The sequence below is a fragment of the Polymorphum gilvum SL003B-26A1 genome (genome assembly GCF_000192745.1).
GTDB classification, from domain to species: Bacteria; Pseudomonadota; Alphaproteobacteria; order Rhizobiales; family Stappiaceae; genus Polymorphum; species Polymorphum gilvum.
Window position 1 is genome coordinate 4,192,203 of the sequence record NC_015259.1, and the last position, 14,217, is coordinate 4,206,419.

The window sequence follows — 14,217 nt, forward strand, 5'->3', positions numbered from 1 at the left end:
GGCGCGTTAGCGGACCAGGTTGACGAGTTCCTCGAGCAGATCCGAGCCGGCTTTGAACACCTTGGAATTGGCGGTGTAGCCACGCTGGGACTCGATCATCGAGGTCAGTTCGGACGCGAGGTCGACGTTGGAACTCTCCAGGGCGCCGACGGTGAGGCTGCCGAGACCGCCCTCGCCGGGGAAGCCGACGCGGACCTCGCCCGAGTTGTTGGAAACGGTGTAGATGTTGCCGGACAGCGGCGTCAGCTTGTCCGGGCTGGGGACGTCGGCGAGCGGGATGCGGTAGAGCGCGCGCCGGTCGCCGTTGGCATAGACCGCAAAGAGCGTCCCGTCGTCGGCGAACTCCACGCTCTCCACCGCGCTCGGCGCGTTGCCGTTGGCGTCCACCTCGGTGATGGTGAAGTCGGCATTGAGATAGGTCATGCCGGACATGTCGAGATCGAAGGTGCTGCCGTTCGGCACGGCGACGGTGATGTCCGTCGGGCTGGCTGCCGCCAGGTTGCCGGTCGTCCGGTCGAAGGTGATCGTCTGGGTCGCGAGCGCCGGCGCGCCATAGGGGAAGCCGCCGCCGGGTGCGGCGTCGTCGGCGTTGTAGATCGTCACCTCCCAGTCGCTGTCGGCGGCCGTTTCGGTCGCCTTCGAATAGTAGATGTCGAGGGTCACCGCGTTGCCGAGATTGTCGTAGACGATCAGCGAGGTCTTGGCCGAATAGGTCGCTGTGGCCGCGTTGGCGGACGGCAGGTCGGCGGCGGCAACGATGGCTGCATCTTCCGGCACGTTCGCCCACAGCAGGGCGCTGTCTGTCGGGACGGCCTCAAGCTTGCTCTGCGAGACGTTGACGTTCTCCAGCCCACCGAGCCCGTTGGCGACCGGTGCGACGGTGCCGCCGTTCCCGATCGGATAACCCTGGAGATAGTAGCCGGCGGTGTTGACCAAGTAGCCCTTGCTGTCGACCACAAAGGAGCCGGCACGCGTCAGCGCGGTCGACCCTTCCCGATCGGCGACGACGAAGAAGCCATTGCCGTCGATGGCGAGGTCGAGGCCTGAGGTGGTGTAGCTGATCGCGCCCTGCTGGGAGATCGCGTAGACCGTGTGCGCCTTCACGCCGCCGGAGTTGTAGGTGCCCGTGCCCTGCGACAGGATCATCGAACTGAACTCCGACGCCGCACGCTTGTAACCGGTGGTGCTCGAATTCGCGATGTTGTCGGCGACGGTGCCGAGCTTGCTCGACTGGGCATTCATACCCGACACGCCGGTGCGCATAACGCCGTAAAGACTCATGGAACGTCTCCCGTTTCCAGACTTTTCGAGAGACATTCAACCGCGGCAAACTTGCGTGGGGCTGTCGACGAATAAATTCGGCGCTGAAAGCGTCCATTTAATCAAATTCTAATTAAAATATACGTGACTTACTAACGAAATACTGTCGATCCAAAATCTGATTACAATAAGAATTTTTCAAGGCTCAGCCGCAGAACGCCCTGGCTTCGGGCGTCCAGCGACCGAAACCGGTCGCGACCATGTTGGCGATCACCTTGCAGACGTAGCGTTTCTGAGCCGGATCGTTGTTCGGCCCGGCATGATAGCGGGCGACGGCCATGGTCCAGGTGCCCTGGCGAGCATGGAGTTCGTTAAGGAAGCGCGCCGCGTAGCGCACGTTGGCGCGCGGCTCCAGCATGTGGGCGACCGAGCGGAACTTGTCGCCATGGTAATGGTGGTTGATCTGCATGCAGCCGATGTCGATCAGCCTCTTGCCGGTCTGGCGTGCCGAGGCCACCTCGCGCTCGGCGACCAGGGCCGAAGGCGGGAAAACCGCCTTGCCCTCGATGTTGAGCGCGTGGGGATGGAGCGAGTTGCGCCGCCCTGTCTCGGTCAGGCCGACGGCATAAAGAACGCCGAGCGGGATCCGGTAGAGCCTGGCGGCCTCGGCCATTTCCCGCTCGCAGACGTTCCCGGAGGCTTCTGCCGGCCCGGTCGATGCGGCAAGCAGGCTAGAGATACACAGCGCCGCGGTCACGACCGGTGCGACGTTCTTGCGAACCGCCATCGATTGCCCTCTCGCCCTGCTCCTGATGATTTTCAGCGGCCCTGTCGTCACCATCGGCGTGTTCGCGCCGGTCGCCTTGTCCCTCGCCGCGCAACTGCGGGCCGGCGCCCGGTCCGTCGCCCTCTGCCATGGCTCCACCCTGGGCAGAACCGGTCGACGTCACCTGGAACATCGGCCGGTCGTCACTGGCTGCCTGAATGGTGATCGCATCGGGCTTGTGGCCCGTGGCGCGCAGCATCTGGTCGAGCAGATGGCGGTCCCGGTGGAGCACCTCGACCGTGTCGGGGTTGCTTGCCTGCAGGACCACTTCGACCGCATCGCCGACCATCTTCATGGTCACCTTGACGCTGCCGAGTTCCATCGGCTGAAGCTGAATCTGCAGAACCTTGACGGTCGGTCCGTCGGGCCGTGCCGTAAAGGTCGCTGCGGGATTGCCCGGCCGCGTCTCGGACAGAGCCGTGGAAATCGCACCCCCGATCTGCTGCACCGGGGACAGGCGCATGGAGGGCGCGAAATGGGTCTCCTCGCGCAGGACACGAATCTGGCCGATGTCGACCTTCGGCCGGCCGCTGGCCTCGCCTTCCTCTGCACCGGCCCTGGTCGAGACCGGTTCGCCGGCGGACGCGAAACGGGCGAACAGACCGTCGTCGTCGACTCCGGACAGGTCGACGCCGCCCGAGCCGGACGTCGTCCCATCGCTCGCGATCAGGACGCGGGCGAGCGCTGCGGACTGCCCACCGGCGGGATTTTGCACAGGCGCCGGAGCCGTGCCGTTCGTCTGCATCGGCCTGGCCGTCGCCGATGCGGCAGCGGCCAAGCCGGCTTCGACCGGCGGCGCGCTCGCAGGTGCCGGAGCCGGCAAGGTGTCCGCCGAAACCTGCAACTCACGAGCCGCGTCGTCGACGGCGGACGGCGGCGTGCCGGCGGCCGGAGCGTGGTTGCCGGCACCGGCAAGGCCGGTCGCCGCTCCTCCCGGCAGCAGCCCCGCGAGAGTGGCGTCCTGCGCTTGTCCAGCCGGCAAAGCCGGGAAGCTGCCGCCGACCGTACCCGGCTCGGCGGATGCAGTCTCCGCAGGCTGCGTCGATGCTGGCGCACCGGCCATTTTACGCAACAGCTCTGTGAAGCCGTCGCCGTCGTCGCGGCCGCCTTGCCGCCCTGACGCCGAACCGTCCGGAACCCGGCTTGCCTTCACCGGGGCGGCAAAGGCCTGTACCTGCGCATATGTGTTCACGGTCATCGTGCGCTCCCGCCAGACTGCTGGAGCAGGGCTCCGGTTTCGGTGAGGATCCTGTCGGCCGCCGCCATCGTCGGGCGGTGCCAGTCCGGCGCCTTCGGCGCGCCGATGTCGGCGAAGGCGCCGAACTCGCCGATCGTTCCCGGCGGCGGCTCCGGCCAGTGACGGACCCGGTTGAGAACCGCATAGACGGCGTCCATGAGTTCGCGTTCCTCCGGCGTCAACTCGCCCCGGTCGATCGACCAGAGCAAGTCGCGCGCCTCGCCGATGTCGCGCGGATCGAGCAGCGCGCCGGCGCGGTAGATTCGCAGCAGGCGGTGTTCACTGGTGCCGGCCATGGCCAGCGGCAGGGCCCGTTCGGTCGCCTTGCGGACGATTTCGAGATGGCCGCCGACCAGGGCCTGGCGGGCGAGGCGGAGGTAGAGCATACGCCGGCTGTCGCTGTCGAACTCGGCAAGCAGGCTTTCCAGCAGGGCGAATTTCGCGTCGTTCTCGCCGAAGCCGAGCGTCTCGAGCGCCAGCGCGAAGCGGCGGCGGAAGTCGCCCTCGTAGATCGAGCCGCGGAAGCGGCGCAGATAGCGGATCGACAGCGACTGGAAGCGCTCGATATCGCCGATCTTGCCGGCCACGAACACCTCGCGACGCAAGGCCGCTTCCTCGACCAGCGTGCCCGGCATCAGCAGGCGCGCGACGCCCAGCATCTTCATCGCTGCCTCGGGATCGTCGCCGACGGCGAGCGCGGCGCGCACGAGCGCGACCTGGCCGCCGAGATTGGGCGGAAGATCCATCGGATCGATCGCTGTCAGCAAGTCCCGGGCCTCTTCCTGGCGTCCTTCGACATAGGCGAGCGCACCGCGCATCAAGGCCGGGTCGAGATCCGGCTGCGGATCGAGGTCGAGCAGCTGCCGCATCACCCTCGGATGGCCACCGCTCAGCAGATGGATCACCGCCGCCCGCGCGTTGCGCGGATCCGACCAGGTCTCCGCGGGCGCCGTCGCGAACACCTCATCCATCTGCAGCAGCAACGCGCGCTGTGCGGTATGGGCATGGCTGTTGCCCTGGGCGACCTCACCCTGCAGCGCCTGCAGGGTGCGGACCATGCGGTAGGGCGACTTCGCATCCTCGGCCTGGGCGGCCGGAGCGGCCCACAGGACAATCAACGCGAGAGCGGCGCCTCTCAGGACGGACACGGAACGGATCATGCGCCTGGCTCCAGAAGGAAGATCTCGATGCGCCGGTTGACGGCGGAATAGGGATCGGACGGCCGCTTGAGGTCGCGGTCGGCATAGCCCTCGATCCGCTCCACCCGGCCGGCGTCGACGCCGCCGCGCGCGAGCATGTAGAGGGCCATATGGGCGCGCGCGCTCGACAGCCGCCAGTTGTCATAGGTCTTGGAACGGAACGGCCGCGCGTCGGTATGACCGCGGATCACGATCCGGCCGGGTCTGGCCGACAGGGTAGAGCCGATCCGCTCCATCAGTCGAACCAGTTCCGGGCGCGGTTCGGCCGAGCCGACGGCGAACATGCCGAAGTCCTGATCGTCGGTCAGGCTGATGAGCAGGCCCGCGCCGGTCCGCTCCACGGTGATGCGGCTCGCCGCCGCGCCGAGCGGCGTTTCGGCGAGGCCTTGCAGATCCGCCTGCAGCGCCGCGGCCGTCTTGGCCAGGTCCGACGCCTCGGGCGACGCCGGCGCGGCGGCACTCGGAGCCTGCGGGGCCGATACGCCGGACGCGACCGCGTCGGCTGCGTTCGGGTCGGGCTTTGCCGACGGCGATGGCGCCACGGACGCCACCAACGGGCTGGGCGGTGCCGGCTTCCCAACCCCTTCGGCACTGCGCGATTCCGGGGACGCCTCTGGGCGCGGTTCAGGCATGCCTTCCGCCGCTTCGGTGCGGGCCGGCTCCATGGCCAGTTCAATCGGTCGTTCGGCGGCACCGGCGCCGCGGTTGGGCAGGAACTGCCAGTAGAGCGGATCGAACGGATCGCGGTAAGCGTCGCCGCCCTGGGCGCCTTCGCCCTCCCGGGTTCCGAAACCGGCCTTTTCCGGTGCCGGCCCCTCCGCCTCGGGCAGGGTGATGCTGCGCGCGAGCGTATCCAGCACGGCGTAGGGATCGCTGAACAGCGCCGCTTCGGAATAGAACTGCCGATATTCGCCGCCTGTAGAATGGCGGGCCGGGCCGGCGGGCTTGTTCTCGGAGCCGCCCTGGGCCGGCGGCCGGTCGCTCTCCTCACCGATGGCGTCGCCCGACTCGCCAGCGTCGTTGAGCCCCTTGCGGGTCGGCGACGTCGCCGCCAGCTTGACCGGGTTAAAATACTGCGCAACGCCCTGACGGACGTTCTCGTCGGTGACGTTGATCAGCCACATGACGAGGAAGAAGGCCATCATGGCGGTCATGAAGTCGGCAAAGGCAATCTTCCACACGCCGCCCTTGTGATGGTCGGCGTCCCAGGCCGGTCGTCGCCGGACGATGACGATTTCGCCCGAAGAGATTTCCGCTGTCATGACTGCTGCTCCCGCGCCATATGAAACTCGCTCAGCCAGTCGGCCAGTTGGGTCTCGACCGTCGTGTCATCGAGGACGCAACGCAGTTCGACGTCATTGGAAGGATCCAGGCGGACCGCCGCCCGACCCGCGGCGCCGAGCCCTTCGGACAGGCGCTGCAGAAGCGCCGCGGGACCCGACACCACGATCGTTGGCGCTTCGGAACCGGACAGCAGGTCGCTGAGCGTGGCGGAAAACGCGTCGACGGTCCGCTCGACCATCGCCTGCTCGATCACTGGCTCCAGGCACCGTGCGATCGCATCGGCCAGTTGCCGTTCGAGTTCCGCCATGCAGGCGGCAAGGTCGGCGCCAAGGCGCTCGGCAAAGTCGGCTTCGAAGCGGCAGCGCTCGGCTTCGGCCGCCGCCTCCAGCGCCTGCCGCTCCGAGGCGAGGATCGCCTCGGCTTCGGCGCGCGCCTCGGCCAGTGCATCGGCCCGGCCGCGAGCGTATTCGGCCGCCAGCCGCTCCTCCGATGACGGCTCCGCCGGACGGTCCGGCATGGCCACGACCTCGGCGAGGACGATCTCGTCCTTGCTCAGCCGCTGGAACGACGGGCCGGCCAGCGTCGGGATATGGGCCGCGATCGATCGGTGAGCCATCACGCCCGCTCCCCTTCATACATCCACTGCTTGAGGATCGCCGCGGACTGCTGTTCGTCGAGGTCGAGCAGCGATTCCAGCTTCTTGAGCGGCGACTGGTTGAGCTTGTTGGTCAGGTCCTGGAGCATGCCGGAATGATCGGGTCCGGCCAGTTGGCGCGCCTCGGAGAACTCGCCGGCAAGCCCTTCGCCCTCCGTCATCATGGCGAGTTCGCCGATCTCGGCCGGCGCCGCGCTCTTCTGCGGTACGAGCACCGCCAGCGCGGGCCGCAGACCGAACCAGATCAGCAGGCCGGCGACGGTCAGGATCGCAAACGCGTTGATCAGGTTGCCGGACTGGCGGATGAGCAGCTCGGAGACCGACATCGGCGGCACCGGCTCCATGGCACGCCCGCCGTTGACGAAGTCGACCACGGACACCTTGATGACGTCGCCGCGCCGGCTGCTAACGCCGGCCGAGGACGCGACGAGTTGTTCGATCTCGACGAGTTGCGCCGCGACCGTGTCGGGGTCCGGCGATCCGCCGAGCGACGCTTCCAGGCGGGCCCGGTCGACCAGCACGGCGATCGATAGCCGCTCGACGCTGTAGCCGTCCTGCGAAGTCTCGATGGTCTTGGACGAGATCTCGTAGTTGACCGTCTCCTCGCGGCGCTGGTTCTCCTCGCTCGACCGTTCGCCGTTCTCGGCGGTGACGGTTTCGTCTGGCAGGTTCTGCTGCACCGTCGTCGGCGTCTCGGTGCTCGAATTCTGCGACATCTCGTTCTGGCGCAGCGTGCGCACGGAGCGTTCGACCCGCGATTCGGGATCGTAGATGGTCTCCGCGATGCGCCGGCGGTCGGTGTTGAGGTCGGCCGCCACGCTGACCTGGAAGTTGTCGAGGCCGAGATAGGGGGTCAGCGTCTTGCGGATGTTTTCCTGGATCCGGCCGCTGACCGCGGCCTCGAGCGAGGCGATCTGGCCGGCGGAGGCGTTGGCAGGATCCTTGCCGGCGGCCAGCAGACCGCCGCTGGTGTCCAGGACAGTGACCTTGTCGGCGCTCATGCCCGGCACGGCCGCGGACACCAGATGGCGGATCGCGTCGGCGGTGCGCAAGTCGTCGGGCACGTCGGAGCGGATCACCACCGAGGCCGACGGCGGCTGCTGGTCGCGTCGGAAGGAGCCCTTCTCGGGCAGGACGATATGCACCCGTGCGGCCCGCACGCCCTGCATCAGCTGGATGGTGCGCGCCAGTTCGCCTTCGAGCGCGCGAACCCGCGTCACTTCCTGCATGAAGGACGTCAGGCCGAGCGAACCGAGATCGTCGAACAGCTCGTAGCCGGCGTCGGCGCCGCGCGGCAGGCCGCGCTCGGCAAGCAGCATGCGCGCCCGCGCCGCCGCGCCGTGATTGACCAGAACGGCGGTACCGTCCGAACTGACGTCATAGGGAATGCCGGCATCTTGCAGGGCCGACCCGATACGGCTGACGTCCTCGCCCTGCAGCCCGGTGTAGAGAGTGGTCTGCTGGGGACGGCTGAGATAGTAGGCCCCGAGCCCGACGGTGGCGATCGTCGCGACGCCGATCAGCGCCAGCGCGATCAGTCTTCGGGTGCCCAGTTCGAGCAGGTTCGCCAAGAGTTTTTCTGCGTGTTCGCGGCCAGGCATGCATTTCCCCTGTGTCAGGTCCGACCAATGCTTGTGCCGACTATTGCTGGCCGAGCTTGCGCGAGGATTGCGGGTCATGAAAAAGGCCGCGCTCCGGAGAGCGCGGCCCTGGTCCTTCCGAAACCGGAAGGGATCAGCGGAACAGCGACAGGATGTTCTGGCTGCTCGAGTTGGCGATCGACAGCGCCTGGATGCCGAGCTGCTGCTGGACCTGAAGGGCCTGCAGACGGGTCGATTCCGCGTTCATGTCGGCGTCGACCAGCTGACCGATACCACGGTCGAGAGCGTCGGTCAGAGCCGAGATGAACTCACGCTGCAGTTCCACGCGCCGCTTGGCAGCGCCAAGCGAGGTGGCCGCATCGGTGATCTCGCCGAGCGCGTCGTCGACGTCGGAGATCATGCCTTCCAGGGTGGTCAGGTCGGCAGCGGAGTCGGTCAGGGCAGCGATGTTGATCGTGGCAACGGTGTTGCCGTTCGCCTGAGCCTTGTCGAGGATGCCGGACTGGTCGGCATCGTCGTAGAGTTCCGTCCTGGTGATGTCGATATCGATCTTCTCGATCGTGATCGCACCGCCCTGACGGCTGAACGAACCGACGACGGACTTGGTGGCATTGTAGGCCGCATCCGAGGAGTCGACCGACAGCCAGTTCTCGCCGTTGAACACCGCCGAATCGGCGATCGACCGCAGGTTGTCCTGCAGGGCGGTGATTTCCTCCTGGATCTTGCCACGATCGACGCCCGGCTGACGCGCGGCGACGAGCTTGGCCTTGATCTCGTTCACGAGGTCGACGGTGCTGTCCATGGCCGTGTACATCGTGTCGAGCGTCGCGGCACCGAGGCCGAGAGCGTCTTCGACGGCCGACAGGGCCATGTTGTCCGACCGCATGGTCGTGGCGATGGACCAGTAGGCCGCATTGTCCTCAGCGGTGGCAACACGGTAGCCGGTCGAGATGCGGCTCTGGGTTTCGGCCAGGGCCTTGTTGGTCGCGCTGAGGGTCTGCAGCGCGGTCATCGCGGAGGCGTTCGTCATAAGGCTAGACATGATGTGTCCCTTTCATGAATTGGAGTTCGTGCGGGACATACCGGGTTTGCACCGGTACGGCAGGGCGGCTTCATGCCTTTGGACCTTGTCTGTCTGCGGTCCAACCTGCCGTGGATTTCACGCTAGCCGGTCAGGCTTGCGCGAAGCTGGAGACGCCGTTGGGCATCAGAAGAACGATCGCACCAGGCTGCCGACGAGCAGATTCCAGCCGTCGATCAGGATGAAGAACAGCGCCTTGAAGGGCAGCGAGATCACCGTAGGCGGCAGCATCATCATGCCCATCGACATGGTGATGGTAGCGACGATCATGTCGATGACCAGGAACGGCAGCGCGATCAGAAATCCAATCTCGAAGCCGCGCCGCAATTCCGAGATCATGAAGGCCGGGATGAGCACGCGCAACTCGACCTCGCGGGGCGAGGCCGCCGGCGTGTCGGTCAGCCGGCCGGCGGCCAGGTCGTCGAACAGCACCAGGTCCTGCTCGCGCACCTGCGACAGCATGAACTCGCGGAACGGTTCGGTGATCCGGCCGTAGGCCTCCTGTTCGTCGATCTCGTTGTTCATCAGCGGCACGACGCCCTGCGTCCAGGCCCGGTCGAAGGTTGGCGCCATGACATAGAAGGTCATGAACAGGGCGAGCGAGATCAGGATCAGGTTGCCCGGCGTCGTCTGTAGGCCGATGCCCGAGCGCAGGAACGACAGTGCCACCGCGAAGCGGGTGAAGCTGGTGACCATGATCAGGATGCCCGGCGCGACGGACAGGACCGTCAGCAGCGCGATGATCTGGACGATGCGCCCGCTGGCGCTGCCCTCGCCCTCCGGAATCAGGGTCGACAGGTCGGGGATCTGCGCGCCCGCCGCCGTTGCGGTGGCCAGCAGGAAGGCGGCGGCGAGGACAAGACGCATTACTGGATCACCAGGGATTCGAGGATGAGTTCGCGCACGCGGCCGCCCGAACGGGCGACGGCGCGCTCATTCAGGTCTTCGCGCAGATGCTGCAAGCCGGCAGCGCCCTCGACCTGAGACAGGGTGATGGTGCGCAGGTAGGCGACGACGTCTTCCTCAATGCGCCCGGCAAGCATGCCGGCCTCCTCCACGTCGCCGTCGTCGAGCACGATCGAGGCCTGCAGGCGGATCCAGGCGTCGCGCGGCGCCGCCAGATTGGTCACCAGCGGCTTGAGGCCGCGCAGGCGCGCGTTGACGGCGTAGACGGGCGCGGCTGGCGCGGAGGCCGACGCGCCGCGTGCCTCCCGCGCCGCCGCCTCGCGCACGGTCTCCGCCAGATGCAGGCCGGCAACCGCACCGACGCCGCAGGCAAGCAGGGTCAGGAACGCCAGCATGCCGACGAAGCCGGCGGACGAACCGCCGGACGCGCGCACCCGGCGCGTCGATCCTGGAAAGGCTGTGTCGGCCATCTGGAAGCCTCCGCGTCCGGCTAGAAGGGGGTCACGATGTCGAGGACCTGCTGGCCCCAGCCAGGCTGCTGGATCTCGGAAATGCGGCCTCGGCCGCCGTAGGAGATCCGTGCCTCGGCAATCTTGTCGTAGGCGATCGTGTTGTCGCCACCGATGTCGCGCGGGCGGACGATCCCGGTCACGTGCAGGACGCGCATCTCGTAGTTGACGCGGACCTCCTGCGAACCGGAAATGACCAGGTTGCCATTCGGCAGCCGGTCGGTGACCACCGCCGCGACGGACAGCGCGATCTCCTCCTTGCGGTCGATGCTTCCCTTGCCGGTCGAGCTCGACGCAGAGCTTGCATCCAGCGCCGCGTCGCCGCCCGTCGAACTGCCGTCCCAGCCCGCCGAGGCTTCACCGCCGAAGCCGATGGAGGAATTGCGCCGGCGGTTGGAGGTGTTGTCGAGGGTCGCCTTGTCATTGATGGCAATGCGGACGGTCAGCACGTCTCCGATCCGCCGTGCGCGCGGATCGGAGAAGAAATCTTCACGACCGCTCACCCACAGCGAATTGTATTCCTTGCGGGCGCTCGGGCTGAAGGTGTTGAGCGGGAACATTGCGCCCGGCTGGGCCATGAGGCCATAGCCGACCGGCGACATGGTCGGCTCGCGCCCGACCTCGTTCAGTTGACCGGCACAGCCGGCGAGCAGAAGGGATCCGAGAAGGGCGGGGACTGCGCGCATCAGTGGCTCTCCTCGGCGCTGGCGCGGGACAGGCCCGCCATTGAATGGGTGAGCTGCGCGGCGCGGGCTGGCTCCATCTCGTCGAGAATCTGGCTGGCCTGGCGTGCTTTGAGCTTCACGAGCACCGCGACGGCGGTGTTCTCCTCCAGCGTCGCCAGCTGCGCGGCGGCCGCTTCCGGGCGCATGCGCGAAAAGATCGAGACGACATGGCCCTCGACTTCCTCGAGCACCCGCTCGCGCCGCTCGACCCATTCCTGGAATTCGGCGCGCTTGCGCTCCAGTTCGTCGATGCGCAGCTTCACCTTCTCCTCGAGGGCGACCAGGTTCCATGTCTGCCAGGCAAGTCGCGCCTCGGCCGCCGTGTCTGCCGTGTTGCGGCAGTACAGAGCGGCGTCGGTTTCCTGACCCTTGTCGCCTGCTCCGGCGTCCTGCGCCGCGGCGCCGAGACACCCGGTTGCCAGCACCGCGGCGAGGCAGAAGGGATAGAGCGTTCGGCCGTTCGGAAGTTTCTTGACCATGGACGGATCGTCCTTTCCTGTCGCTGCTGCGGCACAGAATGGGGCGGCTGGCTTGTGCGGGGCTTGAGACGGTCGCTGCTACTGGATCACCAGATCCGCCTGCAGCGCGCCCGCGGTCTTGATGGCCTGGAGGATGGCGATGATGCCGGTGGGCTTGAGGCCGATCCGGTTGAGGCCGCGCACGAGGGTCTGCAGGTCCGAGCCGCCGACGATGGCGAGCTGGCCGCCGTCCTGCTGGGCATCGATGAAGGTGCGCGGCGCAACGGCGGTCTGGCCCTGGTAGGAGAAGGGGGCAGGCTGCGAGATTTCGGGTGCCTCGGTGATGCGCACCGTCAGGTTGCCGTGGGTGACCGCCACGGTCGAGACCTGCACGTCGCGGCCGATGACCACCGTGCCGGTGCGTTCGTCGATGACCACCCGGGCGGCCTGGTCGGGCTGCACCAGCAGGCCCTCGATCTCGGCGATGAAGCGGGTCACGCCGACGTTGGCCGGCGCCTTCAGGTCGATGGACCGGTAGTCGCGTTCGCGGGCGGCAGTCATGCCGTACTGCGCCTTGGTGTGGCGGTTGATCGCATCGGCGACCCGCACGGCAGTGCGGAAGTCCGGGTTGCTGAGCTCGAGCACGAGCGCGGGAATGTTGGCGAAGCGGTCCGGAATGTCGCGCTCGATCAGCGCGCCGTTCGGGATCCGGCCGACGGTCGGGATGCCTTGCTTCAGCCTTTCCGCCTGACCGGCCTCAGAGAAGCCGGACACCGCCACCGCGCCCTGGGCGACCGCGTAGACGGATCCGTCGGCGCCCATCAGAGGCGTCGCGATCAGCGTGCCGCCGGCGAGCGATCCGGCGTCGCCGAGCGAGGAGACGCTGACGTCGATGCGCGACCCCTTGCCGGTGAAGGCCGGCAGGTCGGCGGTCACCACCACGGCGGCGACATTGCGGGTGCGCAGCCGGGCGCCGCGCACGTTGACGCCCATGCTGTCGAGCATCGACTGCAGCGACTGTTCGGTGAACGGCGAGTTGCGCAGCGTGTCGCCGGATCCCTGCAGGCCGATGACCAGGCCGTAGCCGACGAGCTGGTTGTCGCGCACGCCCTGGAGCGAGGCGATGTCCTTGATGCGCACCATGGCGGCGGCGGGCGGTACGGCGAGCAGGATCGCCAGCAGGGCGAGGAGAAGACGCATGGTCAGTTTTCCGTCAGGATCGAACCGTCGGCCTGCACCGTCCCGGTGACGATGACGCCGCTGTCGACGTTGCGCACGCGCACGACCGCGCCCGCGCCGCCGGACTGCAGCGCCTCGACCTGGGTCATGATGAACAGGCCGCCTTCCTTGAATACCAGGCGTGCCGGCTCGCCGCGCTTGACCAGCATGACCGGCGCGACGGCGCCGAGCGGGACCGGCTGGCCGGGCAGCAGAGTACGGCGGGCGACCATGCCGACCAGGTCGCGCGGGCTCGTGACGATCGCGAACTGGCGCGTGGTGTTTGCCGGAAAGCGCCGCTCGATCAGGAGGTCGGCGCCGATCTCGTCGCCGGGATGGATCGTTACCCGCGGCACGGGCAGGTCGATGCCGGCGGCCCGGGCCCCGGACAGGGCCGCGGAGGCGGCCATGCCGGCGATGAAGACGCAGATAAGCAGTCGGACGAACATCGCCGGTCTCCGGGATCGGGTTATCGGATGCCCTTGGTCACCGTGCCGGCCATGTCGTCGGCGGCCTGGATGACCTTGGAATTCATTTCGTAGCCGCGCTGCGCCGAGATCAGTTCGGTGATCTCCTTGACCGGGTCGACGTTGGAGGCTTCCTGGTAACCTTGGCGGATCACCCCGAAGCCCGGGTCGCCGGCGACGCCGTCGAGGCCGATGCCGGAGGCCGGCGTCTCGCGGAACAGGTTGCCGCCGACCGGCTCCAGGCCGACGTCGTTGGCGAAATTGGTCAAGGCGAGCTGACCGAGTTCGCGCGGGTTGAGCTCGCCGGCGACCTGGGCGAACACCTGGCCGGACTCGTTGATGATGATGTCGACGGTGTCGGGCGGGAACAGGATCGCCGGCTCGATGCCGTAGCCGTCCAGCGTCACCAGCCGGCCTTCCGCGTTCTTGTTGAACGATCCGGCGCGGGTGTAGAGCGTCTCTCCCTCCGGTCCCGTAACCTGGAACCAGCCGCGGCCGTCGATGGCGAGGTCGAGCTTGTTGTCGGTGTTGGTCAGCGTGCCCTGCATGTGCAGCTTGCGGATCGCTGCCGTCTTGACGCCGAGGCCGAGCTGGGCGCCTTCGGGCACCGGGTCCTCGCCGCCGCGGTTGGGCACGCCCTGCAGGCGCTCGGCCTGGTAGAGCAGGTCGGAGAATTCCGCCCGCGCACGCTTGTAGGCGGTGGTGTTCATGTTGGCGATGTTGTTCGCGATCACCTCGACATTGAGCTGCTGGGCGCTCATGCCGGTCGCTGCGATTGCCAGCGCTTTCAT

Annotated in this window: 15 protein-coding genes; all 15 read right to left on the bottom strand. The window is 67.5% G+C overall.

Annotated features, from left to right (window positions below; genetic code table 11):
• Positions 1–6 precede the first annotated feature (6 nt).
• Positions 7–1,281: a flagellar hook protein FlgE gene (locus SL003B_RS19545; RefSeq protein WP_013654604.1), complete on the bottom strand. Its 1,275-nt coding sequence runs from the start codon at positions 1,279–1,281 to the stop codon at positions 7–9.
• Between the two features lie 184 nt (positions 1,282–1,465).
• A complete protein-coding gene (locus tag SL003B_RS19550) occupies positions 1,466–2,047 on the bottom strand; it encodes a transglycosylase SLT domain-containing protein (protein WP_148259349.1) in 582 nt (193 codons plus the stop codon).
• On the bottom strand, positions 1,992–3,284 hold the full coding sequence (gene fliK / locus SL003B_RS19555; protein ID WP_013654606.1) for a flagellar hook-length control protein FliK: 1,293 nt from the start codon (positions 3,282–3,284) through the stop codon (positions 1,992–1,994). Before fliK ends, SL003B_RS19550 begins: the two co-directional genes overlap by 56 nt.
• The gene (locus SL003B_RS19560; protein ID WP_013654607.1) at positions 3,281–4,483 is read right to left on the bottom strand and encodes a chemotaxis protein; all 1,203 of its coding nucleotides are present in this window, start codon (positions 4,481–4,483) and stop codon (positions 3,281–3,283) included. Before SL003B_RS19560 ends, fliK begins: the two co-directional genes overlap by 4 nt.
• Positions 4,480–5,784 (bottom strand): MotB family protein, encoded by a 1,305-nt coding sequence (locus SL003B_RS19565; RefSeq protein WP_013654608.1) that lies wholly within the window; start codon positions 5,782–5,784, stop codon positions 4,480–4,482. Before SL003B_RS19565 ends, SL003B_RS19560 begins: the two co-directional genes overlap by 4 nt.
• Entirely contained in the window at positions 5,781–6,422 is a 642-nt protein-coding gene (locus tag SL003B_RS22485; RefSeq protein ID WP_013654609.1) for a hypothetical protein, read from the bottom strand. Before SL003B_RS22485 ends, SL003B_RS19565 begins: the two co-directional genes overlap by 4 nt.
• Entirely contained in the window at positions 6,422–8,032 is a 1,611-nt protein-coding gene (gene fliF / locus SL003B_RS19575; RefSeq protein ID WP_242390281.1) for a flagellar basal-body MS-ring/collar protein FliF, read from the bottom strand. Before fliF ends, SL003B_RS22485 begins: the two co-directional genes overlap by 1 nt.
• Positions 8,033–8,195: 163 nt before the next feature.
• On the bottom strand, positions 8,196–9,104 hold the full coding sequence (locus SL003B_RS19580; protein ID WP_013654611.1) for a flagellin N-terminal helical domain-containing protein: 909 nt from the start codon (positions 9,102–9,104) through the stop codon (positions 8,196–8,198).
• 165 nt (positions 9,105–9,269) lie between these two features.
• On the bottom strand, positions 9,270–10,010 hold the full coding sequence (gene fliP / locus SL003B_RS19585) for a flagellar type III secretion system pore protein FliP (RefSeq protein WP_013654612.1): 741 nt from the start codon (positions 10,008–10,010) through the stop codon (positions 9,270–9,272).
• The gene (locus tag SL003B_RS19590) at positions 10,010–10,519 is read right to left on the bottom strand and encodes a flagellar basal body-associated FliL family protein (protein WP_013654613.1); all 510 of its coding nucleotides are present in this window, start codon (positions 10,517–10,519) and stop codon (positions 10,010–10,012) included. The genes fliP and SL003B_RS19590 overlap by 1 nt, the downstream gene beginning before the upstream one ends.
• Positions 10,520–10,539: 20 nt before the next feature.
• Positions 10,540–11,244: a flagellar basal body L-ring protein FlgH gene (flgH, locus tag SL003B_RS19595; RefSeq protein WP_013654614.1), complete on the bottom strand. Its 705-nt coding sequence runs from the start codon at positions 11,242–11,244 to the stop codon at positions 10,540–10,542.
• Positions 11,244–11,762, bottom strand: a complete 519-nt coding sequence (locus tag SL003B_RS19600) for a MotE family protein (protein WP_013654615.1) — start codon at positions 11,760–11,762, stop codon at positions 11,244–11,246. Before SL003B_RS19600 ends, flgH begins: the two co-directional genes overlap by 1 nt.
• A gap of 78 nt (positions 11,763–11,840) precedes the next feature.
• Complete coding sequence (gene flgI, locus SL003B_RS19605) at positions 11,841–12,941, bottom strand: flagellar basal body P-ring protein FlgI (protein WP_013654616.1); 1,101 nt, start codon at positions 12,939–12,941, stop codon at positions 11,841–11,843.
• A gap of 2 nt (positions 12,942–12,943) precedes the next feature.
• Positions 12,944–13,408 carry a flagellar basal body P-ring formation chaperone FlgA gene (gene flgA, locus SL003B_RS19610; RefSeq protein WP_013654617.1) on the bottom strand — a complete coding sequence of 155 codons (465 nt, stop codon included), beginning with the start codon at positions 13,406–13,408 and terminating at the stop codon, positions 12,944–12,946.
• A gap of 20 nt (positions 13,409–13,428) precedes the next feature.
• Complete coding sequence (gene flgG, locus SL003B_RS19615) at positions 13,429–14,217, bottom strand: flagellar basal-body rod protein FlgG (RefSeq protein ID WP_013654618.1); 789 nt, start codon at positions 14,215–14,217, stop codon at positions 13,429–13,431.

Coding starts and splice junctions, on each gene's coding strand:
- fliP (WP_013654612.1), bottom strand. CDS start 10,010: ATGCGTCTTGTCCTCGCCGCCGCCTTCCTGCTGGCCACCGCAACGGCG.
- SL003B_RS19600 (WP_013654615.1), bottom strand. CDS start 11,762: ATGGTCAAGAAACTTCCGAACGGCCGAACGCTCTATCCCTTCTGCCTC.
- flgH (WP_013654614.1), bottom strand. CDS start 11,244: ATGCGCGCAGTCCCCGCCCTTCTCGGATCCCTTCTGCTCGCCGGCTGT.
- SL003B_RS19580 (WP_013654611.1), bottom strand. CDS start 9,104: ATGTCTAGCCTTATGACGAACGCCTCCGCGATGACCGCGCTGCAGACC.
- SL003B_RS19550 (WP_148259349.1), bottom strand. CDS start 2,047: ATGGCGGTTCGCAAGAACGTCGCACCGGTCGTGACCGCGGCGCTGTGT.
- flgI (WP_013654616.1), bottom strand. CDS start 12,941: ATGCGTCTTCTCCTCGCCCTGCTGGCGATCCTGCTCGCCGTACCGCCC.
- SL003B_RS19545 (WP_013654604.1), bottom strand. CDS start 1,281: ATGAGTCTTTACGGCGTTATGCGCACCGGCGTGTCGGGTATGAATGCC.
- flgG (WP_013654618.1), bottom strand. CDS start 14,217: ATGAAAGCGCTGGCAATCGCAGCGACCGGCATGAGCGCCCAGCAGCTC.
- SL003B_RS19590 (WP_013654613.1), bottom strand. CDS start 10,519: ATGGCCGACACAGCCTTTCCAGGATCGACGCGCCGGGTGCGCGCGTCC.
- SL003B_RS22485 (WP_013654609.1), bottom strand. CDS start 6,422: ATGGCTCACCGATCGATCGCGGCCCATATCCCGACGCTGGCCGGCCCG.
- fliK (WP_013654606.1), bottom strand. CDS start 3,284: ATGACCGTGAACACATATGCGCAGGTACAGGCCTTTGCCGCCCCGGTG.
- SL003B_RS19560 (WP_013654607.1), bottom strand. CDS start 4,483: ATGATCCGTTCCGTGTCCGTCCTGAGAGGCGCCGCTCTCGCGTTGATT.
- flgA (WP_013654617.1), bottom strand. CDS start 13,408: ATGTTCGTCCGACTGCTTATCTGCGTCTTCATCGCCGGCATGGCCGCC.
- SL003B_RS19565 (WP_013654608.1), bottom strand. CDS start 5,784: ATGACAGCGGAAATCTCTTCGGGCGAAATCGTCATCGTCCGGCGACGA.